This is a genomic window from Acidobacteriota bacterium (assembly GCA_016208495.1).
In the GTDB taxonomy this organism is placed as follows: Bacteria; Acidobacteriota; Blastocatellia; order Chloracidobacteriales; family Chloracidobacteriaceae; genus JACQXX01.
In genome coordinates this window covers 1-24,334 of sequence record JACQXX010000055.1, presented here as the reverse complement: position 1 = coordinate 24,334, position 24,334 = coordinate 1, and the positions used below count along the sequence as shown (strand labels likewise).

General features: G+C 51.6%; 15 protein-coding genes. 3 read left to right on the top strand and 12 right to left on the bottom strand.

Going from position 1 to position 24,334, the window contains the following annotated elements:
- Positions 1 to 33 precede the first annotated feature (33 nt).
- Together HY774_09430 and HY774_09425 are read right to left on the bottom strand one after the other, a co-directional pair.
- Positions 34 to 399 (bottom strand): hypothetical protein, encoded by a 366-nt coding sequence (locus tag HY774_09430; GenBank protein MBI4748701.1) that lies wholly within the window; start codon positions 397 to 399, stop codon positions 34 to 36.
- A 335-nt stretch (positions 400 to 734) separates the two neighbouring features.
- Complete coding sequence (locus tag HY774_09425; protein MBI4748700.1) at positions 735 to 1,310, bottom strand: plasmid pRiA4b ORF-3 family protein; 576 nt, start codon at positions 1,308 to 1,310, stop codon at positions 735 to 737.
- A 247-nt stretch (positions 1,311 to 1,557) separates the two neighbouring features.
- On the opposite strand from HY774_09425, the gene HY774_09420 reads away from it, so the two are divergent.
- From HY774_09420 to HY774_09410, 3 genes are all read left to right on the top strand, one after another.
- Positions 1,558 to 2,991, top strand: a complete 1,434-nt coding sequence (locus HY774_09420) for a cation:proton antiporter (GenBank protein ID MBI4748699.1) — start codon at positions 1,558 to 1,560, stop codon at positions 2,989 to 2,991.
- Between the two features lie 289 nt (positions 2,992 to 3,280).
- Entirely contained in the window at positions 3,281 to 3,697 is a 417-nt protein-coding gene (locus HY774_09415; GenBank protein MBI4748698.1) for a hypothetical protein, read from the top strand.
- Between the two features lie 187 nt (positions 3,698 to 3,884).
- Positions 3,885 to 4,331 (top strand): SRPBCC family protein, encoded by a 447-nt coding sequence (locus tag HY774_09410; GenBank protein MBI4748697.1) that lies wholly within the window; start codon positions 3,885 to 3,887, stop codon positions 4,329 to 4,331.
- 13 nt (positions 4,332 to 4,344) lie between these two features.
- Here HY774_09410 and HY774_09405 read toward each other — a convergent pair whose 3' ends face one another.
- The 10 genes from HY774_09405 to HY774_09360 form a co-directional block, all read right to left on the bottom strand.
- Entirely contained in the window at positions 4,345 to 5,049 is a 705-nt protein-coding gene (locus HY774_09405; GenBank protein ID MBI4748696.1) for an SDR family oxidoreductase, read from the bottom strand.
- Between the two features lie 50 nt (positions 5,050 to 5,099).
- A complete protein-coding gene (locus tag HY774_09400; GenBank protein ID MBI4748695.1) occupies positions 5,100 to 6,506 on the bottom strand; it encodes an FAD-binding oxidoreductase in 1,407 nt (468 codons plus the stop codon).
- Positions 6,507 to 6,668: 162 nt separating this feature from the next.
- Positions 6,669 to 7,079, bottom strand: coding sequence for a thioredoxin family protein (locus tag HY774_09395; GenBank protein MBI4748694.1), 411 nt, complete (start codon positions 7,077 to 7,079; stop codon positions 6,669 to 6,671).
- Positions 7,080 to 7,348: 269 nt separating this feature from the next.
- Positions 7,349 to 7,834: a hypothetical protein gene (locus tag HY774_09390; GenBank protein MBI4748693.1), complete on the bottom strand. Its 486-nt coding sequence runs from the start codon at positions 7,832 to 7,834 to the stop codon at positions 7,349 to 7,351.
- Positions 7,835 to 7,957: 123 nt separating this feature from the next.
- Positions 7,958 to 10,057: a molybdopterin oxidoreductase family protein gene (locus HY774_09385; GenBank protein MBI4748692.1), complete on the bottom strand. Its 2,100-nt coding sequence runs from the start codon at positions 10,055 to 10,057 to the stop codon at positions 7,958 to 7,960.
- Positions 10,058 to 10,069: 12 nt separating this feature from the next.
- Positions 10,070 to 11,572 carry a glycerol kinase GlpK gene (gene glpK / locus HY774_09380; GenBank protein ID MBI4748691.1) on the bottom strand — a complete coding sequence of 501 codons (1,503 nt, stop codon included), beginning with the start codon at positions 11,570 to 11,572 and terminating at the stop codon, positions 10,070 to 10,072.
- A 456-nt stretch (positions 11,573 to 12,028) separates the two neighbouring features.
- Positions 12,029 to 15,673, bottom strand: coding sequence for a TonB-dependent receptor (locus HY774_09375; protein MBI4748690.1), 3,645 nt, complete (start codon positions 15,671 to 15,673; stop codon positions 12,029 to 12,031).
- 429 nt (positions 15,674 to 16,102) lie between these two features.
- On the bottom strand, positions 16,103 to 17,509 hold the full coding sequence (locus tag HY774_09370) for an alkaline phosphatase family protein (GenBank protein ID MBI4748689.1): 1,407 nt from the start codon (positions 17,507 to 17,509) through the stop codon (positions 16,103 to 16,105).
- A gap of 130 nt (positions 17,510 to 17,639) precedes the next feature.
- On the bottom strand, positions 17,640 to 20,819 hold the full coding sequence (locus HY774_09365) for a TonB-dependent receptor (GenBank protein ID MBI4748688.1): 3,180 nt from the start codon (positions 20,817 to 20,819) through the stop codon (positions 17,640 to 17,642).
- Between the two features lie 705 nt (positions 20,820 to 21,524).
- Positions 21,525 to 23,948, bottom strand: coding sequence for a hypothetical protein (locus HY774_09360; protein ID MBI4748687.1), 2,424 nt, complete (start codon positions 23,946 to 23,948; stop codon positions 21,525 to 21,527).
- Between the last annotated feature and the right edge of the window lie 386 nt (positions 23,949 to 24,334).

Below are 24,334 nucleotides of genomic sequence, written 5' to 3'. Positions count from 1 at the left end.
TTTATCCAGAAGTGCCAGAGGCTCGCATCGCTTTCAGTTGTCGGGGTCAATCAGCTTGGGCAAGATTCCAGCAACTGTGATCATTGACGTAGTAGCTTGCAACACCAGGATCAACAGGAGCCACAGCCCGGCCCGGCTCTGGCCTCCTTTCGCCCACGCAAAACCCACAATTGCTCCATACAAGGGCCAGTGCAGTACCGCAACAATAACAGCAACCAGAAAAGCCATGGATGTGGCGAAATACAGGACAAAAATCGAACCTGGAAAGAAGATGGCGGCAAGACTGAGTTCACCTCTTATTCCCAGGTACAAAGTAGGAACGAGTAAAATGGCTCCAAGGAAACATCCAACACCGATACCAACTCCCATTCCAAGCCAGTATCTTTCATTTATTTCCACTGCACTTTCCTTTCTCTATACCTGATCTTTAGAAAAATCACTGCCTGCGAACGCTGGCAATGTGTTACAGATGATTCTGGAGCGAATGCGCTGGATGTTATACCATTTTGCAATCATATTCTCGATTTACTAGAAGGCTAAACCATTGAAATGATTGTAATTTTCTAAACTCTGAACCCGATACGCTGAACTCTAATTAGTATTAGGTGACATGAATGCGCTACGCGATAGTGCCACAACTTGCCCGGTGGACCCAGTGAAAAAATAGGGTTTCGGATTCAGGGTTTTCGAATAGGTCATCTGCTTGCTTATTCAAACCTTGAGCCTGGAACCCGCTACTGATCCTGGCCTCCAAATACCTGGGCCACGGCTTTCAGGTCAAATTCATTCGGGTCAAATTCATCACCAACCCATACCCGCATAGTCTCGTGTTCAGGGTTGTTTGGATCAGCCAGGATTTCAAGAAGGTTGGCATAGCCCCAAATCCCTCCGCAATCTTCAGGCGGGCAAGCCCGCTTCCCGGCAATACACCGTGGATATGACTGGTTTGGATCAACCGGAAGGATCTTTTCAACTTCAATGGTATGATCCCATCTGTCTCCGAAATCATACTCATAGCGAAATTTTCCTTTTTCCCCGCTGATATAATCAGAGAGTTTAATCCGCGCTTCATCCAGCACGTCATCCTCAAGTTCCGCAACGGAACCAATAAATTCATTGGCCACCACAAACTGGTGTAAATGCGAGTAAGTCCATCTCATGACAATCTGAATCACGTCATGGAGGTCGGCGAAGGTCATATTGTTGAGCACCTGAACCCTCCGCCAGATCGGTGGTTTGCTGCCACGGAGCGTGATTTTAAGTTGAAGCACTGATGGTACTGCTTTTTTGCGTGGTTGATTTTTCGTCATAAATTTCCAATCTCCATTTGAAGAAAAAACAGGAAAGGAACTGAACTCAGGGTCAGACCATATTTAACCGCTATCAAACCAGCAACACCTTTGGAAAACAACAGGCAAAAACGCTTCTCTGTATTGCGCAATTCGCGACTATCGGTTAGATAGCAAGCAACACCCCTCACCCAACCACGTCCCAACCAATCAATTCAGCACATTCCATTGGGCCACTCAAACCGCAGACATCCTGAGGAGGCATACAGTGAGTGTTTCATTTTTTCAGAAATTGGCTCAGTTTCAGAACGAGAAGCTTGCCCCAACCTGGCACGGTATTTTGACTCGGATTGGGTTTATTTTGCTGATTGTGGCTGTAATGGGGTATCTGCGAGCCGAGAGAATATTTACAGTTGATAAGAACCTCGGCGGCTATGCCATTGTCTCGCTTGGATTTATCTTACTGGCGGCTCATAATTTATCCATTGTTCTGGCCATTCTTGGGTTACCGCACGTCACCTCTTACATGTTGATTGGGATTGTTTGCGGTCCCTATTGCTTCAATCTTTTAGCTGAACCACTGGTGGCCGAATTAGGACTGGTCAACAACCTGGCGCTCAGCTTGATTGCCTTTATTGCTGGGGGCGAGTTGCGGCTTCGCACGCTCAGGGAACGCTGGAAATCAGTTCTCTATATCAGCATTTTCGAAACGCTGTGTGTGTTTGGTGGGTGCGCCATCGTCTTTTGGTTTCTGACAGCATATATCCCATTCACGGCTGGAACACCTGTTTCATTCAGATTGGCCATCACGTTACTGCTTGCGGGTTATATCATTGTCAACTCTCCGGCGGTTGTCATCGGCGTGATAAATGAATACCAATCCAAAGGCCCAGTGAGCCAAACTGTACTCGGCGTGGTCGTGGTCAAAGATATTATCGTGGTGCTGATTTTCAGCCTGACAATTGCCATTGCCAAAGCCCTGACATCAGAAACAGAACAGTTTGAAATGCTTCCCTTTGTCACCCACTTCGGATGGGAGATTGTCATCTCTAGCCTGATTGGGATTCTGGTCGGGGTTGTCGTTTCGATCTATTTGAAATACATCAAAACAGATCTGATTATTTTTACCGTTGGAATCGGGTTACTCTGCTATCAAACAGCGAAAGCACTCCAGCTCGATGGAATTCTGCTGTGCCTGGTCGCTGGATTTTATGTTGAAAACTTTACCCGGCAGGGAGATACATTCATTCAGAATATTGAGCACACACTTGGAGTAGTTTTTGCAATTTTCTTTTGCGTTGCCGGCGCCAAAATGAATATCGAAGCCTTGCAGTCGGTCTGGATTGTGGCCCTCATTATGGTTGGGGTTCGGCTGATTGCGCTTTACTGTGGGTGCTGGATCGGATCCAGACAATCAGTATCTTCACTTCGTGTCGAAAAATATGCCTGGCTTGGACTTATTTCACAGGCGGGAGTCGCCCTTGGCTTTGTCGTGGTGATCGAACAAACCTTTCCTAACTGGGGGCACAATCTGTCAACGATCATGTTGGGTCTCATTGCGATATTCCAGTTAATTGGGCCAGTTGCCTTCCGGTTTGCACTGGCTAAATCCAAAGAACTCGATCCCCAACGTGTAAGTGAAGACGAAACCCTGCTGCGGGAGTGGGATCGCTCCATTACCCCGGAAGACTTGATAAAGTAATCGGGGTTCGGGGTTCGGGGTTCGGGGTTCGGGGTTCGGGGTTCGGGGTTCGGGGTTCGGGGTTTTCGAAGGAGGACGCGGTTCAAAGCAACAGCGCCCTTACTTCACCCGGTCACCTTGTCACCCACTCACTTTGTCACCCACTCACCTTGTCACCCACTCACCTTGTCACCCAGTCATCTTGTCACCCAGTCACCTTGTCACCTTTCAGGTTCTTTTGGTTTAATCAGAAACTGCACCCAACCTGTTTCCCGCTTTTCAGCATTTCGCACTTCGGAGTCAGAAGCATATGTTTTATTTCCCGAGAATTTCTTTCACACCTGTGCTGTTTTCACTTGTGGTGGGCAGCCTCTTTTTTGCCTTCAGTAATTCCACCGCTTATGCCCAGGGTTCAGTTGGTATCGGCAAATTGCCACGGACGACCCCTGAGGTCCGGCGCACCCTCAAAACAAAATTGGTTGTCAAATCAGTCAACGCTGAGAAATATACCTTTCAGGCCAAAGATGAAATCACAAATGAAGAACTGACCTACAAGGTTTCTCGCTCGGCCAAAATCACGACGGAAAAGGGCTTTTTCCTCGCCCGCGGCAAAGAACTCTCGCTGGCCGACCTCACGCCTGGAACCCGGCTTGAAGTCAATTACCGCGAAAGCCTGCCAACTCAACTCACTGAAATCAAAGTTCTCAAACCCAAAGAGAAAGAGTGAAGAATGAAGAATTGAGAATGAAGAATGAAGAATTGAGAAAGTGGTTAGTTTTTGGTCCTTGATCCTTGGTCCTTGGCCCTTCGAAAGCATTGATTCCAAACCACTAACCACTTTCTTCATTCTCAATTCTTCATTCTCAATTCTTCATTCTCAATTCTTCATTCTTTTCCCCTTCCCCCTCACCATCATGGATATTTTTGAAGAACGCATCATCATTCGCGCCCTGCCGGACCAGATCATGCCCTACCTGATTGAACCGGAACTGATTGAACTTTGGTCGCCAACCGAAGTCAAAGTCACGCTGCTTTCCAGGCGAAAAACCGGGCCGGGAACAAAATTTCAATTTGAGTTTCTCGAACATGGCCTGGATCCAATTACCTATGTTGTGATTACTCAGACCCCAGCTTTGCTGGTCTGTTCGTTTGAAGGCCGCATGGTGGGAGAGGATCGGTGGGAGTTGACAAAACAGAAGGGGAATTCAACTGAACTGTATAACCGGATGGAGTTTCGGGCGCCTGACACTTTGACCTGGATTGGCTGGAAAGCGGCTGGACGGGCAATTGCCTTTCAGACAGCCCGCGAGAAAATGCCCTTGATCAAAGAAGTGATCGAAGAGGCCATTCAGGGCGACTAATCGCGGTGCTACATCACAATTTTAATCGCTTAAAGACAAATTCTGGAATGTGCTGAATGATGAGCATGATGTAGCGCCAGAAAAATGGCGTGTAGATCACATCCGCCCGGCCATCAATCGCCTTGCAAATATCACGGGCCACCCGACCCGGCGGCGCCACAATTGGCGGGAGCTTTAACCCGTATGTCATGGCAGTGTCAACAAATCCCGGCTTCACCGTAATCACGCGGACACCACTGTGAAAGAGCCGGTTGCGCAACCCCTGCAAATACAGACTCAAGGCGCCTTTGGCTGATCCATAGATGTAATTGCTCTGGCGACCACGATCTCCGGCCACGGATGACACCCCGACAATCACCCCTGAGTTGCGGGCTTCGAACGCATTGGCAAAATACCCAAGAATTGAAGCCGCCCCAGTATAATTTGCCGCAATCATCATTTCCGCCTGGTGAAAATCCTGTTCAGCTTCCTTTTGGTCAGTCATTGTACCAAAGAGCAGGATCACCCCTTCCAGAGTCGGGCCAGATTCAGTCAGAACCTTCTGAGCAAAAGATATATGGGATTTTAGATCCAGAGCGTCAAATGAAATAGCCCTCGCTTGAACCTCATACCGGATCGCAAGATCAGCGGCGGTTCGCTCCATGTCCTCCAAATCACGCCCAGCCAGATCGAGAGCATTTCCACGGCGCGCCAGTTCCTCAGCGACAGCCCGTGCCATCGCCGATGAAGCGCCTAAAATAAGGTATCTTTTATGAGATGATTGGGTAGTCAAAGTATCCGTCCTTGCTCGAAAGCGGCGTCAAGCCGCCGCACTCCACATAAGCCAACGCGGCGGGAAAGATCGGATGAAAAAATACCATCCGGGTCTACCTGATGCTTGATGCGCTTCCATTCGTCAAGTTTCGGATACATTTTGGCCAGATGCGCCGCCGACATCCGGGCATCTTTGCCCAGATAAATACGCCCGCCTTCAGCCACCACCAGTTCATCAAGCTGTTTGAGGGTGTCAAACATGCGCTGATTGCTGATTGGAATATCAAGCGCCAGCGTGTAGCCTGGCATGGGAAACGAGAGCAAGCCTTCCTGGGGGCCAAAGCGTTTGAGCACGGCCAGAAACGAAGCGATTTGCTGCTGGCTCAAAATTTCAAGCACCTTAAACATTCCCTGGCGGCTGGTTTCGAGTGGAAAAACGCATTGATATTGCAGGAAACCCCGTCGGCCATAAATCCGATTCCATTCCAGAACAAAATCCAGCGGGTAAAAATAGGTATCGTAGTCAGTAATGACACCCATCTTATTCTGCGGATGTTTGTGGTAATAGCCGAAATTGAACAACTTAACTGAAAGCGGATTGATTGCCCAGCCGGGAAAATCCATCGGGATGGTTAAGGCTGTTTTTTTGTGCAGTCGGAGTGGATCTTTCGCAAATTTCGCCGGTACCTGGTCACGTCGAGCGTGTTCACCGTGCATCAGGACGCTGCGCCCAATGGATTTCCCCGACGCGAGACAGTCAATCCAGCACACTGCATAGTGATACCGGTCGTCTTCGGATTCGCAGAGGTCCATGGTTTCCGCCAAATCACGAGTCTTGCGAAAATCAACGCTGATATAAGCTGATTCAATCCGCTGCAGTTGGATAGTCACGGTTAACAGGATTCCCGTCAGCCCCATTCCGCCAGCCGTGGCCCAAAACAACTCGCTGTTTTCAGCCGGCGTGCAGCGCACAATGTCACCCGATGCCAGCATCAGTTCGATTTCGTGGGTATGGCGCGAAATCGAGCCGTCCCGGTGATGGTTTTTCCCGTGCACATCACAGGCAAACGAGCCACCAAGGCTTGGAAATTTTGTTCCCGGCGTGACAGGTAAAAACCAGCCGCGTGGTACAAAAACGTCCAGAATGTCTTTCAATTGTACCCCGGCTTCACATGTGAGCAATCCGGTTTGATCGTCAAAGGCAAGTATTCGGTTGAGGCGCTCACTCACCATCACACGTTTCCCGGAATTGAGCGAGGCATCGCCATAGCTCCGACCATAGCCCCGTGCAATCAGGGCTTTGTCGTGCAGGTCCGCCAGAATAGCTGAGACTTCACGAACTCGCTCTGGCCGATAGACTTCAGAAGTTACCACCGGGTAGCGTCCCCAACCGGTGATCGAAAGCGATTTGAAAGAAGACATACAGTGAGGGCTCAGGGCTGAGGGCTTGGGGCTGAAAAAACCAGGGCTGAGGGCTTGGGGCTGAAGACTCGCAAGCTCGGGGCTGAAGAAACTGGGTTCAATACCCTGAGCCGAAGTCTTCTGCCCAATTTCTTCTGCCCCAAGCCCTGAGCCCGAGGATTTTCAATTCTTTTTCTGCAACACGTGATCGAGATCGGCTTTGAAGGCTTCGGCTGAACGACCACCTGTGGTGCCATAGAGAAAATTCCCGGTTGAATCCAGATAGAGCACAAACGGGAGCGACCGGGCGTGCGGCATGTGCTGCCGTCCAATGTGCATCACTTCCGGCTCGGGATGGTCACAATCTGACGCCACACAGACAAAGTGTTCATTGAGCACCGCCGCAATTGGTGGCTGAGGAAGCACTGTTTCAACCAGGGCAAAACAACTGCCACAGGCAAAGCGGCCAAACTCAATAAACACAAACTTTCCAGTTTCTTTGGCTTCCGCCAGGGCATCAGCCAGTTTGGTGTGCCAGCTCAGCGCTCCACGATCATCAAAATGCGGGTGAGGAGTTTTTTTAGGTGTGGACATTGACGGGGATTCCTCTTTTCAGGGGTCAGGGGTCAGGGGTCAGGGGCATACGCGCCAGGATAAGGGGTTTTAGGCCCGAAGGGTCGTCGTTTAATAGCCGTGGTGCGAAGCCCACGGTCACAGCCAGGACGAAACCCAAGCCCGACAAGAGCGTCATTCAATACCAACGGAAAGGACACAAGGTTTCTTATCCTGGCGCTTATGGGGTTCAGGGTTTTCTGAGGATTGTAATTTCCAACCCTCAGCTCCAGGTCCCAGCCCCGGTTTTCTCATCCTCGAAATGATTTCGCAATCACAGTCGTGATGGGGTCAAAGGTGCTTTTTTGGGTTTTGGGATACGTGATCCGAAAAGTTTTGAAGATACCACGTTTGAGCATGGTTTTTTGGTAAAAAATGGTTTCATCTTCAAAACCAGAAACCACGAACCAGTCAGTTTTCAACAGTTTATAGGTTACTGTGCGGTGCGGATGTGCTTCGGTCCGGCGCTGCTCGTCAAGAAAAACGTCCGTGAGCGTCTGGTCAAGCGCGTTGTGGCTACCATAGACGATCAATTCCGCCTTCCCATCTTTTGAAAGAAACCGCTGACCGTCGCCATTGGTGGCTTCGCCCTGTGGAAACAAGATTTTTGCTGGATATGAAATCGAATAGTCAAAGCGGGCGTTGTGATAGACCTTATATTGCAATTGCCCAGCCGATAACACCCCAGTGATCCCAGGTAGCAAAGTGAGCAGAATTCCGAGTATTAATTGCTTCATACACAAGTGTTCTTTGCTTTTGTAGGCAATCAGAACTTCACCACAGAGGACGCAGAAGGACAACGCCATTTTTTGAATTTCTCTGTGATCCTCTGTGATCCTCTGTGGTGAAAAATGAGGCTCCTAATCAAGCACTGCAACTTCAACCAGATTGTCATAAAACGTCGCACCTTCACCCATGTCAGTCACCGCCTGAGAGGTCGTGTAATTGACATTGCGGGCATCTGGGCTGAATTTGGCCCACCAGACACCAGGCGCCATCGCCACACCCGGTCGGGTGCGCTCTGTAACCTTGACCCGGACGCGAAACTCGCCCCGATCATTAAAGACCTTGACCATCATCCCGGTCTCAATCTGGCGGAGTCTGGCATCCCACGGGTGAATTTCGACCACGGGCTCTTTTTCAACCCGCTTGAGCGACTCCTGGTTTACAAACGTCGAGTTCAAGAAGTTATGGGCGGGAGGCGAAATCAGTGCCAGCGGAAAGCGTTCGGCCAAAACCGGGTTGCTCAACCGATCTTCACGTGGCGGCGTGTAGGATGGCAACGGATCATGTCCCTGGCGTTCAAGGCTTTCGGAATAAAATTCGCATTTTCCAGAGGGCGTGTGGAACCCACCTTTGGCAAACGGCAAAAACGGCTGGGGGATGTTTAATCGCACAAAACCTTCGCGGCGCAGTCGTTCCAGGGTAATACCTTCCAGAAATGGATGGTCGGAGGTGATGACCTGTGCGGCCAGTTGTTCATCGGATTCCTGGAGACAGTCGTCAGTGTACCCCATCCGGGTCGCCAGTTCGCGAAACACATCTGAATTGCACCGGGCTTCGGCATAGGCGGGAATCGCTGGCTCGTTGATCATTAAGTACAGGTGACCATAGGCTTTGTGAATGTCAAAGTGCTCTAACTGTGTGGTGGCGGGTAGCACAATATCGGCAAAGTCAGTGGTGTCGGTGAAAAATTGCTCGTGAACCACGGTGAACAGATCTTCCCGCCGGAAGCCTTCAAACACCTGCCCCTGATCAGGGGCCACCGCTGCCGGGTTCGAATTATAGACATAAACCGACTTCACCGGCGGGTCAAACCCGGCTGGCTGACCAAATTCATCCCGGTTGGTCAGTGCTTCGCCCAACCGACTCATATTGATCATGCGTGTTCCCGGCGGAATCAGGTCAGGCCGTTCAAGCGCCGGATAATTGAGCGGAAACGTTCCAGACGTACTGAGTAAAATCCCGCCGCCGACATCACGCCAGGCTCCAACCAGGGCCGGAAGACAGGTAATCGTTCGCATCGCCATTCCACCACCATAATGACGCTGAAGGCCATAATTCACCCGGATAGCTGCTGGTCGCGTGGTGGCGTATTCGCGGGCCAGGCGGACAATCGTCTCTTCCAGCAATCCGGTGATTTCGGCGACTTTTGAAGGCGGATACTCTTGAGCACGGGCTTTGAGTTGTTCAAACCCCAGCGTGTACTTTTCAACATACTCACGGTCTTCCAGGCCCTCGGCGATGATAACGTTCATCATTCCAAGCGCCAGGGCGGCGTCTGTTCCCGGCATAATTGCCAGATGTTCGGTTGAAGCGGCTGCCGTGCGGGTTTTGTAAGGGTCAATCGTGACAACCCGCGCTCCATTTTTGGAAGCCTTCAGAATCTGCGGCCAGAGATGGACATTCGAGGTCAGGGTGTTGCTGCCCCAAATCAGAATCAATTTGGCCTGTGAAAAACTCTCCGGGTCAGTTCCCATCGTGATGCCATTGGTGGCCCGATATCCAACCGAACCAGCAGTCGCGCAAATGGTTCGATCCAGGAGCGAGGCCCCCATCCGATGAAAGAACCGGCGGTCCATTCCCTGGCTCTGGACCAGCCCCATCGTTCCAGCATAGCTGTACGGCAAAATTGATTGTGGCCCATATTCGGCAATCAGGTTTTTCCAACGGCTGGTAATTTCCGTCAGGGCCTGGTCCCACGAAATCCGCTCAAATTTTCCTTCGCCTTTCTTCCCGACACGACGCATCGGGAAGGCCACCCGTTCCGGGTGATAGACGCGCTCCAGGTATTTCGAGACCTTGGCGCATAAAAATCCATTGGTGAAACTATGATCCGGGTTGGCTTCGACTTTTGTAGCCCGCTCACCGTCAACGGTCACCTGAATGGCACAGGTGTCAGGGCAGTCGTGAGGGCAGGCAGCGTGGATCACACGCAATCCATTGGTTTGAGTAGACATACATCGTTCCTGCTATTGTTTTTCAGTTAAGGTTCGAGCAACCGCCTGTTTCCAGGCCGAATAAGCGGTCTCGCGAGCGTCAGTCGCCAGTGAAGGTTCAAACATTCGATCCTTCTCCCAGAGCGAATGCAATTCCCCAAGGTCAGACCAGTATTCAACCGCCAGTCCAGCCAGATAAGCTGCACCAGCCGCAGTAGTCTCGGTTGATTTTGGACGAATGACCGGAACGTTGAGCATATCAGCCTGGAACTGCATCAGGAAATCATTGGACGCGGCACCACCATCAACCCGAAGCTGGGCAAAAGAAATTCCCGCATCGGCTGACATGGCTTCCAGCACATCGCGGGTCTGGTAGGCAATTGATTCCAACCCGGCACGAACCAGATGGGCACGGGTGGTACCACGGGTCAATCCGGTAATTGTCCCACGCGCTTGCTGGTCCCAGTATGGCGCACCCAACCCAACAAACGCCGGTACAAAATACACGCCGCCGGTATCAGTCACAGTTTGAGCTACCGCATCTGATTCAGCCGCATTTCCAATGATTTGCAGGCCATCCCGAAGCCACTGCATCACGGCACCAGCAATAAACACGCTTCCTTCCAGGGCATAGTTCAATTCCCCGGATTCACCTAATTTCCAGGCAACCGTTGTCAGCAGTGAATGGTTTGACGTCACGGCCTGGGTCCCGGTGTTCATCAACATAAAACAACCAGTGCCATAGGTGTTTTTGGCCAGTCCAGGATGGGTGCAAATCTGACCAAACAGAGCGGCTTGCTGGTCACCGGCAACGCCAGAGATCGGGATTCCTCCACCAAAGAGCTGTGGGTCAGTTTCCCCAATCACCAGGCTTGAAGGCACCACCGCAGGTAAAATCGCACGCGGAATATTGAAGAGATTGAGGAGCTCGTCGTCCCACTGCGCCGTGTGAATATTGAAGAGCATCGTCCGACTGGCATTGGAAACATCTGTGGCATGAACACGGCCTCCGGTCAAATTCCAGATCAACCAGCTATCCACCGTGCCAAAGAGCAGGTCTCCGGCTTCAGCTCGTTGGCGGGCCTGTGGAATGTGATCAAGCAGCCACTCAAGTTTACTGGCTGAAAAGTAGGCGTCCACAATCAACCCGGTTTTTTCCTGAATCAGTGCTCTGTGGCGGCTTTGCCTGAGAGAGTCGCATCGGTCCGCCGTGCGCCGGCACTGCCAGACAATCGCATTGTGGATCGGCTGGCCCGTTTTTCGATCCCAGACAATTGTTGTTTCTCGCTGATTGGTCACCCCAATCGCAGCAATATCGGCTGCCGTGAGATGATGGTGACGAAGCAAATCCCTGGCGGCTCCAAGTTGGGACGACCAGATATCATCTGGATGGTGCTCGACCCACCCCGGCTTTGGGTAAATCTGCTCAAATGGTCTCTGTGATATTCCAACCGGTTGCCCTTGCTGATGAAACAGAATCGCACGGGAACTGGTTGTGCCTTGATCAAGTGCCAGAATGTATTTTTGAGAACTCATAGGATAATACCATTGAGGGTTCAGGGTTCAGGGTTCGGGGTTTGGGGAAAACAATGAAAAGGACAAAAAGGACGAAAAGGACGAAAAGGACGAAAAGGACGAAAAGGACCTAAATCGAAGACCCGGAACCCGGACAAAATGACAAGGTGACAAGGTGACAAGGTGATTTTTTTCATCCCTCATCCCTCATCCCTCATCCCTTCTGAAAACCCGGAACCCGCCTATTCTTGGCATCCCGTGAACAGAAATCAACCCAAAAGAAAGATCATCCTTTCCATAGGAGCAGAAAAAAAGCCCGTTGGAGAAAACCAACGGGCTTCACATTTTTTGGAGACAACAAGTTATTTTTGTTTTGATGTTCTCGGTTTTTTTCCTCTCCAGTAGTCCCATTGTTGAATCAGGGCACAGGCCCCTTGAGCAATCGGCTCAAGGGGCCTTCACCCTGAACTCTCACAATTAGAAATTCAACTTCAGCGCAAACTGGACCACGCGTGGGTCAAAGGTTGAGGTGATGCGACCAAAATTGGTGCTGTTGATGTTCTGGTTACCAATGAAGAATTGGGTCCGGTTGAGCACGTTGAAGAATTCAGCTCGGAATTCAACATTGGTTGATTCAGTGATGCTGGTGCGCTTGATCACGCTGAAATCCCAAAAGAACTGGCTTGGACCATTAAAGGCCAACCGTTCGAGGGAGCCCACTGAACCCGCATTTGGATTGAAGAACACCTGACCGGCAAATGGAGAAGTTCCATCCGCCGCCACCGCCCGACCATCACGACCAATCACGGATGGGTTGATGAAGAAGATCCCGCGTTCATTCTGGAAAACGCCCAGCAGGTCTTTGAGTTGATCGTTGGTGAGTGAAGTGTCAGCCGTGTTGTTGGTGCCAGAGCGGCCACCACGGTTGAGCGTTCCACGACCTGACAGGAATGACAGGTTGTTTCCTGATTGATAGGTGATGATTGAGGTCACCTGGAAGCCTTCGACAAATTTCCGCAGAATGCGGTTTCCTGGGTTGAATTTCTTCCCTGGGCCAAACGGCAATTCATACAGGAAGTTGGTCTTGAAGGTGTGCGGAATATCAAAATCAGCCCGTGACCGTTCCAACTGTGGCTGTGCATTGTCAAGAAATGGACTAAAGCGGGTCTGGTTGTCGTTTCCGCCTGATGGTGACGTCGCAACATCCGTCAAGGATTTGCCCCAGGCATAGTTGGCCTGGACCTGGAGTCCCTGTGAGAAGCGGCGGCGGAATTCGATTTGCAGTGAGTGATAGTTTGAGAACCCATCATTTTGCAGCACGTCGGCCACAAAAATGTTCGGGTTTGGCGTGAATTGAACTGAACCATTCAATCCATTGAGAAAGTAGACCTGAGCCAGCGTACCGGCTTCACCACGCTGAATCAGCGGCTGAATCGTACCGGTGTTGGTCAGCAAGCCACCAGCCGTCAGGTTCGGGAACACCAGCAGTTGCTGGCTGCCCGCGATGTTCGGGTTAAACCGGGGATCAAACCGACCGGTTTGGGCCAATGCCAGGAAGCCATTGCTGCGTGCCCGCAGCACGTCTGCGGCAAAGCCGTTGGAGCGGACATCAAGCTGGTTATAGTCAATCCCGCGCACCAGATTGTCCGAGCGGTTGCCAACATAACGAATCGCCAGGCTCATGTTGGAACTGAGTTCACGTTCCAGGCTGACGTTCCACTGATGGTAGTATGGGGTCACCAGTTCTGGATCCACCAAAAACGCAGCCGAAGCTGGATCCAGATTGAAGTTGTCCAGGTAGCTACGTGGGACTTTAAATTCAGGGGTGGCCAGGGATGAACCGATCAAGTTTGAAGCATCTCGGTTCACAAATCCAAAGATTGCGGTATTGCTGACCCCAGCCTGCAAACCATCGTTTCCACTGGCGGCGTTGTCAGCCGCACGGATGATTTCGTCGTTGACATAGGTCAGTGAGTAACCGCCACGCAGCACCGTCTGACGGCCCAACCCTGGGATATCCCAGGCGACGCTCACGCTCGGTGCAAAGTTGTTGCGGTCCGGGCTGCTGTAAAATCCATCCACGAAATCATAGGTGCCGTTTGGATCGAGCACCGTTTCAATCGCACCCCGTCCATTGGTCACCGGCAACAGGGCCAGGTTGTTTTCTTCGCGGAGCGGTGTGTAGTAGTCATATCGCAGACCGGCATTGACTGTCAGGCGAGGGTGAACACGCCATGAATCGGTCACATAGGACGCATAGGAGCGGGTTTGGAAGTTGCGGACTTCGCCCGCACCAGGCACAAACCCTGAGTTCTGTGACGACACGTTAAAGGTCCGGGCAGAATTGGCCAGCACCCCAGCCACGTCAGCCAGCAACCCATTGGCGATTGACAACTGGAACGCATCAATCCCACCTGGGAAATCGCGTGAGGTCAAGGCATCAATTTCAGCATTGGCGCTAAAACCCAACCCAAAGGTTGGAGTGACACCGCCAAAGTTGAAGGATCGCACGCGCGTCCGGTCAAACTGACCACCAAAACGGATGAAGTGGTCGCCTTTGGTAAAAGCGGCGTTATCAATAAAGCTGAGCACGGTGGTGGTCCGGCCCTGTGGCTGGAACTGAACAATCGGATCCGTAAACAGGTTTGACACCGTGAAGAAATCAAATGGATCTTCGCTCGTGTTGAAGTTCACCGCGCTTCGGTTGCCGCCGATGCGGACTTCGTTATTGAGGTTGTTGTTGACCTGCCAGTTCCACGCCCCAACCGCAAAATTCACATTTGAATCAGTGCTGGCTTTTGGAATCTGGTTGATGCTGTCAATGTCGGTCCGGGCATCTTTTTCATTGGTGTAGTTATAGATACCTTCCAGACGATGACTGGCGTTGATGCTGTAATCAACACGTCCGCCGCCCACGTTGCGATTCCGGAAGTCTGACTGATTCAGACGGAACCCAGCCGTGTTGAGTCCATCTCCACCTTCAATGGTATTGGCACCAGGCAGGCGGGAGATGATGTTCTGCATAAATGGATCGGCTGACAGGTCGCGCAATCCGAGCACGTTGATCGTGCGCTGCTGGCCCTGGTTGTCACGATAGGTAAACACACCCTGGCGGGCATTGGGCAACAAGGTCGTGATCAGGCTGGGGTTCCCGGCGCGTTCACGGAAGCCTTCATAAAAACCAAAGAAAAACAGTTTGTCTTTGCCGTTGACGACTTTTGGAATCACGACTGGTCCGCTGAGCGTGAACCCAAACTGATTCCGGATCAATTTTGGCCGTTCAACCTTGTTGGCATTGTTGAAGAAGGTGTTGGCGCCCACAGCATCGTTGCGGTGGTATTCAAACACCGAACCGTGGAGTTCGTTCGTCCCTGACGGGGTCACGCCACGCACCGAAGATGAACCGGCGACTGAGGCGTCCGGGTTCTGGGTGATGACGGTGAATTCAGCCGTCTGGGCAACGCTCGTCCGGTTGGGCGAGAAGTCCAACGCATTCGCGCGGATGAAGTTGTCCTGAATGTTGATCCCATCCTGGGTCAGGGTTGAGGTTGATGTACGGAAGCCATTGATGACGGTTGTGGTGTTCCCGGACTGGTTCACACCAGCCTGCAACTGGATCAACGCCAGCGGGTTACGACCATCAAGCGGCAGTTCCTGCACTTGCTTCTGGTTCACGGTTGAAGCCAGTTCGGCGTTGGTGGTCTGCACCAGCGCTTCACCCGCTGTCACGGTGATGATGTTTTCGGCGACGCCAGGCTGGAGCACCAACACGGCGCCATATTCCTGACCGACGTCAATTTTCAGACCTTCCGTCTGCGTCTTTTGGAATCCTTCTGCTTCAGCAACCACGGTGTAGGTTGCAACCAGCAACTGCGGGAAAATCGCCACGCCCTTTTCATTGGTCGTGACGGTGATCGATTGTGTTGTCCCTTCATTGGTGGCAGTTACTGTCGCACCGGCGACAACCGCGTCAGTTGGATCCTTGACGGTTACCACCAGGCGGCCTGCAGTGGTCTGCGCTGAAGCCGCAAAGCTTGTTCCCAACAGGACTGGTAAACAAAGCAGCGTACTCACCAGCACAAACACACTCAGACACCTGCGTGTCAGATTCGTCGGATTCATAAACTTCTCCCTTCAAGTGTGAGGTGTTTCGACAGTTTTTTTTGTGTTCAGTTCGCTTTGAGATATGACCGATGAGAACCGGATTGGTTGTTGGCCATAGATATCCCGTTGAAAGCGGCAACTCCCGTGCCAGTTCCAACCAGTCTTTCCGACTTTGAAGGGAGGGCTTTTGAATTCAATACTTAGAATTCCCAAGACAGTTTTTTGAAGTTATTCAAATGAATCACTTTCCGGAAATCTTCCAAAAATCTGAATAAAAAATCCAAATTTTCCAATGACTTGCTGTTTTCCTATTTTTCTGAAAAAAAAGAAACCGACACTGTGGAAATCTCTTCCACTAGCATCGGTTTGTTTCCAGAAAATTGGATTTAATAGCCGTCAAAACTCAGAGCTCAGGGGTGAAGACTCAGAGATTGAAGCTCAAAATTTTCAATTTTTTGTCCTTTTGTCCTTTGTGTTCCGGTGTCCCTGAGGTGGATCAGGTGGAAAAACCAGTTCAGCCGCTGAAATGGTGTATTTCCATAACTCTTTTCCTTCGGTGTCAAGTGTCCTGAGCGTCATAACGCGCTCATCTTTCGTCCCGGTCACTTCCATCACACTGAAATTCTGCTGCTCAGTAACCCAGGTTCCAGGCACCCGAAGCGGGTTATTTTCTTCACCTGGATGCGGACCGCTCCCAGAGGTCAGCGGACTGGCCGTCAGGTCATAGAGTGGATAGAGGCCGGGTTCGACCCGTTTGATCAGTTCAGTATGGTGACGATCCCCAGAGATAAATAAAACCCCTTTGATTTTGGCGCGGCGCAGGAAATCAAAGAACCCGTTCATTTCCTGTGGGTATTTGCTAAATGACTCAAACTGGGTTGGGTTGTTCATCATCTGGTTGCCTCCGACGATCACCTTGAACGTGGCTTCGCTTGATGTCAGCCCGTCCATCAGCCATTTCATCTGGGCATCACCAAACATGACCTGGTCAGGGCCTTCCGGAAAGTTATTTGGCGCCCGGTAATAGCGATCATCGAGAAAGAAAAAATCAATATCTGAAAACTCAAACCGGCTGAAGACCCCAGGGGTTTCGGGTGTCCCATAGGCTTGATTAGCCCAGTAGTCCTTAAAGATCTGCAATGACACCGCCTTCCCACGAAAATTCCGGTCCCCATCGTTTGACCCATAATCGTGGTCATCCCAGATCGCATAATTATGGGTTGAGGCCAGCAGCGGTTGCATTTCCGCCGTGGCCCGCGTGTGGGCATACCGATATCGCATGCCGCCTTCAGTTGCCCAGTCGCCTTCACGGTAATAGGTATTGTCCCCAAGCCAGAGCATGGCATCCGGGTGGAGGGCGGCGATACTGGTGAAAATTTGGACTTTGCGGCCATATTCCTGGCCGGGGCGGTCATAGGGCGGGTCGTTGATATAGGCACAGGACCCCATGGCAATCCGAACGGCTGGCGGGTCGCCTCGCCATTTCCACATCCGCTGAGTCTGGAAGGTTGTCTGATAGAGCAAATCCACCCGCAACCCATCTAAATACACTTCATAGTCATATTTGGTGCCAAATTCGAGTTGAGAAATCACAAATCGGGCAATATGGTCACCAGCCGCTGTCGTTTCGATTTCCGAAGTCATCCGTGAGGAAGCCGGCTGGCCCTGCTTCCAAAACCGAATCTGAACCCGGGCAGACCGGATGGTTTGCAGCCAGATGACGGTTTCCGTTAATTCGCTATAGCCGAGCATTGGGCCTGATCGCAACCAGGGTTTGGGATTGGGAAGAATTTGTTGGGCACATACCGGGACCAGACCAAGACAGAGACACAAAACAACCAGTAGGTTTTTCATCCGTTTTTCTTTCTTTTTTTGAAGTTGCGGCAAGCAAAGAAAAGAGCGCCGCTTCTGGTTCCCCGGAAACGACGCTCTTGTGTCATTCACGCACAATTTGATATTTCCCCCGATAAGGAAAACATTCAAATTAGAACTGATAGCGGAGGCCCAACTGCATCTGGAACGGAGTTGACACGGTGTTCCCGGTCAACAAACGACCCAGCGTTGGTGAGGTTGGGATTTGATCGCGCACTTGCATGAAGTTGAGGTTGGTTGGTCCGCGGAACCCGCAGTCGTTGCCGATGGTGCCTGAGCAGAACTGCCGTTGGACTCCGGCATACTGCAAGTTCATGGCATTAAACAGGTTGAAGAATTCAACCGAGAACGTCAACTTGTGGGTTTCCAGGAAAGTGATGTGCTTCTGGACCCGCAGGTCAACGTTGTACCGGCGCAGGTTGCGGAACTGGTTTCGAAGGAATGGCTGATTTGGTCCGCTGTATGGACGGTCGTTATTGACCAGGTCACCGTTGAGGTCCGTTCCGGCAGTCGCATCAAACGGCGTACCGGACTGGAGGCGCACGGCGCTGGCCACATCAAAGCCGAACGGCAGGAAGATCACCGGGTTGGCCACAAACTGATGCCGGCGATCCAACTCGTTGTAGTTGTATTCCGGTTGCAGATTGAAGCTATCGGCATAGGTCACACCGCCGGCGCTGCGTTCGTTGTCGTCATCCGAGTAGTTAAAGCTCAACGTGTAGAACAGGTTGACCTGTCCCCACTTGCGCTGAACTTTGGAGCTCAACGTCAACGCACGATACAGTGACCGGGCTGACGAATCGCGGATTTGAATTTGATTGAGGGTTGGTTCCGGGCGTGGCCGGTTGCGCAGGTCATAGAACGGACGCAAGGCCGGATCAACCGAGCTGGGACGGACGGTTGGCGCCGGAATGTTCAAGTCGGCATTGCGCTCTAAATGGACGGTATTGACATACTGGAAGTCAGCACCGAACGTAACGCCCTGGGCCACTTCACGTTCAAAACCGATACCTGCCTGATAGGCACGTGGGTTTTCAAAGTTTGGCGACACCCCAATGACGCTCGCACCACGGGTTGGATCAACCGCCAATCCAAGGGCGGTCGCAATTTGCTGTGCCTGCTCTGGTGTCAGACGCGGCAGGCCATCAAGCGGGAAGTTGTTGAGGTCAATCCCGATCAATTTAAACTGCTTATACACCGTGTTGTTGGGATTCCCAGCAACAAACAACGGGAACAACAGGGAAACGTCACCGGGTTGGGCGCGGAAGTTGTTCATTGGTGACGCCAGCAAGAGCGCTGGAGTCCGGGCATAATAAATACCGCCGAAGGCCCGAATCACCGATTTGCCGTCATTGAATGGATCCCAGGCAAAGCCCAGGCGCGGCGCCCACTGATTGGTGGCATCCGGAATCTTGGTCGGATCAAAGCTTCCGAGTGGGAACTGGATGTTTTGCACCTTCTTGATCAGCGCTGTATTGTCGGCAAACGGGGTTGGGTTAAATTGACCTTCCCACCGCAATCCATAGTTCAGCGTGAAGTTGGGCCGAATCTTCCACGAATCCTGACCAAAGAAGGCGACTTCATTGGTGCTGAAATTCACCAGACCGTTTCCAATCTGGATGCGGTACTGGTCGTTGCTGGTGTCAAACCGGTTGCCGGATGGCGTGCCACCCGAAATCGTTTGCAGCAACAACGTCACGTCTGAGGTTCGTGAACCAAACACCCCAAACCGGTTGAAGCCGAAATCCTGATCCACAAACGTGTGGTTGTATTCACCACCGAATTTGAAGGTGTGGTTGCCTTTGGACCAGGTCAGGCTGTCGGCGAGCTGAAACCGCCAGTCAAACTGGGTCGTCGGAACAAAGCTGCGGGTGCCAAAGCTGCCAATTGCGACGTCAAAGCTTGGAATTTCAGCATTACCAATACGTGGCCGGCGCTCACGTGAGTACTGAGCCCGCATTTCGTTGACCAGTGTCGGGTTCAAGAAGCTCGTCAACTGCCCGGCGACGGTGTTGATCCGGTCACCTTCCGTTCCGTTGCTGGTCAGCGCCCGGTTGGTGTTTGGCAACAACGCTTCACCGGTGGCAATGGCGTTTTGCGCATCATTGTTGCTGTAGTTATAGCGCACATTGAAGCGATGGCTTGAGTTGACTTCATAGTCAAACCGCCCCAGAAGAGCAATCGCATCATTGGTTTGCTGGAATGCGCCTTCCTGCGATTTAAAGAAATCAAACCCGGCCTGGGTGCTGGCATTCGGAATGAAGTTCTGCAACAGCGGGAAGAGCACCCGCCGTGGCTGGCGCAACCGCTGTTGTTCATATGACCCAAAGAAGAACGCCTTGTTTTGAATGATCGGTCCACCAAATGAACCACCCCACTGCTGCAGGGTCGGGACTGAATCAAAGGCGATATCATCGCGCGGGTTGGTTGGATTCCCGACCCTGATGGTGTCAAAGAACTCATTGGACCGGGCCAGTTCTTTATGGCGCAACAGGTAAAAGGCCGTGCCGTGGTATTCGTTCGTTCCTGATTTGGTCACAGCATTGACCAGACCGCCGGTTGAACGACCGAATTCGGCTGAGTAGCCCGCCGCCACCACCTGGAATTCCTTGATGGATTCCTGCGGAATGGTAAAGGCTGAGTTTGAACGTTCACCGCCGCGCAACCCACCAAAAAACGGGTTGTTGTTGTCGGCCCCGTCAATGGCGATGTTGGCATTGATCCCGCGCTGGCCGGCCAGTGAAATCTGACCGCGCTGAGAATCAACCTGGGCTGAAGGAGTCAGCGTCACGAAATCCTGAAACCGGCGGCCCAGAATCGGCAGATTCTGAATCGCGATTTCGTTCTGCACCGCGTCAGCTTCGCTGCGGCTGGTTTGAACCTGAATCGCACCGGCTGAAACCGTGATGACTTCGCTGGCACCTTGCGCGCCAAGGGTCAAAGGCACGTCCGCTTGACGTCCGACCACCACGACCACACCTTCCGCCGTCACTGCCGCAAAGCCGCTGGCTTCCGCCGTCACGGTGTAGGTCCCAGTTGGCAGCAACACCAACCGATACAGGCCGTCTTCGTTCGTTGTTGCGGTCTGTTCGAGTCCAGTCTGGGTGTTGGTGACTTTGATGGTGGCGCCGGCAATGGCGCTTCCCGTTGAGTCAACTACCCGACCTGAAATATTTCCGGTACTGGCCTGAGACTGCGCCCAGGCACCGGTCGTCATACAACCAACGACCACCAGGGTCAGCGCCAGGGCGCTGACCACTCGGGTCCCGGTTTGTTTAAGTAGTTCCCACATGTGTACCTCCCAGTTACTACAATTCACAAAAACACAAAAAGAATCAATGGGTTAGGCCAGTTGAGAGTCAGTAGTCAGTAGTTCGTCAGGTTGATTCCCCATGACTTACCAGACATCCCGCTTCTGCTGAGAAGATGAGTTCAAACTGACATCACCGCATTGAGATATGAGGAATTATGAAGGATGAATTATGAATTATGAAGAGGCTATCTATTTGATCCAAATAGTTTTAGCTATCTCATAATTCATAACTCATCCTTCATAATTGAGATACGTCAGGCAAAAGCAATGAGCGAGGTTTCCCAATCAACTTCGCGGGTGAATGGGTGCCACGCTTCATCTGTGACCAGGACAAAGTCCGGCCCCACGACCGAAACTCTGCCTCAAACTCCACTCTGTGGTGGACGAGAAAGTATTGAGAATATGCCAGAGTATGAATGACGGCCTGTAAACGACGAATCAGCTAAGTATTTGATATTCAATCAGATACAGAATTCATGATTCATCGTTCATAGTTCATGGTTTCACAGAGACGGCTTTGACCAACCCCGAACCACAGAACGTGGCCAGGGTTGGTCAAGAGAAGATATGAAAGATCGTTCAAGCACAAGAGCGTGACCTTAGGCGAAGTGGGTTACGCGAGTGTTACGGTGTTGGAAAGGGATGGAGACATACCACACCAACTAACCACGAAATTTACCTGAATCATCTAATTTGGATTGGAACAATATCGAATCCAAAGCTTTGAGTATTCTCTACATTCCGAATTTCAACGATCAAAAAACCTGGTCCAGATGGGGCATCCTCTGGAAGAGTCCGTTCGAGATTAAAGGCGGGTGAGTTTAAACTGACAATACTTCCCAAAACGGTTTGTGATTGACTTGAGCCTGAACTGAATGAAACCCGAACTGCAAGCGTTCTTGGTAAAGTGGCAATTTTCGCCCGAACACACCCACTAACACTAACCTTTCCGCCACTATCTACCGTGGAAGGGCTTGAGGTTGCATTGACAGCCACAGAATTCAAGTTGAGACCAGAACGTGTCCCTTGCCCAAGTACAGTCCCGTTCTGGTCTCTCGCTTCAATTCTTAACACTCCATTGGATGTTAAGAGGTTCGGCGTTGATGGAATGGTCCAAGTTGCTGCTGGTTGAGCTCCATTTGAAGAAACTTGAATTGGCACGTTGTTGAAGGTTAAGGCAAATGAGGCAATTTGTTGATTGGCTTGTCCAACCATCCAGGTAATGTTCACTGTATCATTGAGGGCCAGGTTGGTACTATCGCCAACGCAGTCTGAACCCTGGACACGAAGTTGGATGTTGCTAATGAGTGAGTCTCCACCACCATCTGGTGTAGCCTCAACAAATTTGATGCTTCGAACAACACCAGCGACATCCCCATCTAACGTCCTTACTTCAATGGAACCAACGACTCCCTCTCTTGCAAAGCTAATAAATTGCCCCAATGTGCCTGAAAAGGAAGTTTCTCCGATAACCTCGGCAAAACGAATTGGGAGCCTCCCATCTGGGATAAAAGAGAGTGAAAATCCAGAGGTTGGACAAGGACCAACATAACTCCAGCTAATCATGGCTTCTTTTTCCCTATCCGCAACTAAAGTACCGCCTTCCATCGGAGCAGAAATGTCAATCCGACTTGGCTCATTGAGTGGGTTTCCTGTGCCAATAATCGCTTCGCCAGTTCCTTCAACACTGGTCGCCTTTAACTTTAGTCGGCCAAATCCAGGGAAGAACTGAGGCACTTTCCAGGTAAAGCTCCGGACTGAGCCATCGAGGACTGCAATTTGCAGGTCACGTCGGTTTGGATCAGTCAAACCGCACTCTATATCAAATCCTCGGTTGCCCTGGGCAAAGGAAAGTTCCTGCTGCTGGATCGGGCATTTATCATCGTTGATAACTTCCCAGGAAATGTTGATTTCGTCGCCTGACTTGAACAGCGAGTCCCCAGCCGGGGTTTTAAACTGGATACGCGGCGGTCTGGGGCCATCACCCACCGTGGAAAACGGAGCCGAAAAAATCCCAATATCACTCACAAAAACGGTGTTGGGTGCCCCAATCGCGTCATCAAACCGGCCTCGCTTCCCGCGCTGCTTTTTCGCTTTTACCCGAAGCACCTGTGAACCACGCGGGTCACCCGGCGTCGGTGTCGGCTGTAACTCAATCAAGTCTTTAAATGGCGAGAGATTTTTGTTGTTGAGGTTGACCAGCGTCCGCGAAGTAAAATTGTCGCCGTAAATAAACACCGTCGAGCAAAAATACTCTAAGGCTTTGATAATTGGCCGGTTACGGATGGCAAACGGGGTGCGGGTAATGGATTCACCTGTATTGCCTGAGGTATCACGAGCCGTAATGCGCAACGAAACGGTTTCGGAAACCACGGTCGGCCCCGGAATCCAGTCAAACGACCGGCGGTCACCAGCCAGACCAGTTGCAATCACCAGCGGGAAGGTGGTGGTTTGTCCGGTTTTAGGCACCAGGGTGGCGGCAATATCAAAGCTGGCCAGTGCCGTTTCGTCCACGGCAGTCCATTCAATTTTGATCGGCTTGCTCACGCTGGGTGCATCATTGGCCTTGCCATCATTGGGGAAAATTGACTTGGACGGGTCGGCGCCGTCAGGCGAAATAATCGCCACCGAAGGCGGTAGTTGATCGCTCGACCCCGTCACGCTCACCCGCCCGCTGGTGGCATTGCCGCGATTTCCGGCACCGTCAACGGCTTCAACCCGAACCCGCCCACGCGTGGTGCGCAGGGTCGAGGGGACACGCCATTCAAACTGAGTGACGGTCCCATCCAGGTTTGCGGCAATCGAGAGGTCAAAGGTCAATCCGTCATCCGATGAAAAGGAAATATTTTGCTGATCAACCCGGACATTATCGGTTGACTGCCACACGACTGTGAAAATGAGCCCGGAGCGAATAACTTCGCCATCCACCGGAGACCGCAGCACAACCGTCGGCGGCTGAGTATCGGCATCCTGGCGTGGCACAGGCGACGAAGCCGAAGAAGCCCGCCAACCAAAGCCGGCGATTCCCAAACAAGTAAGAATAAAAAACCAGGTAATGAAGCGCAGGGCGTGAGATCGGCGGGATGCTGCTGGATTCACAGTCATCATAAGATCGTTTCTCCAAAATAGGCAGACACAAAGGCTAAGGAGGGACAATTCAGTCAACACCCCTGGTGCCAAAGGTGTTTCGTGTGGTGGTCTGCCGCTTTAAGGAATTCCGGTTGTGGAATTTTTGAAGTTTTCCCGGGCTGAGAAAATAAGAAGACGCGCTTTGAATAACAAAAAAGCGAAGTTGAGTCAACGCACAGATGGATTCAGGTCCTTTTTTGACAGTTGAATCGAAGAAAGTTGGTGTTGACCAGGGAACGAATGAGAACAAAGGTCAGGGTTCAGGGTTCAGGGTTCAGGGTTCAGGGTTCAGGGTTCAGGGTTCAGGGTTCAGGGTTCAGGGTTCAGGGTTCAGGGTTCAGGGTTCAGGGTTCAGGGTTCAGGGT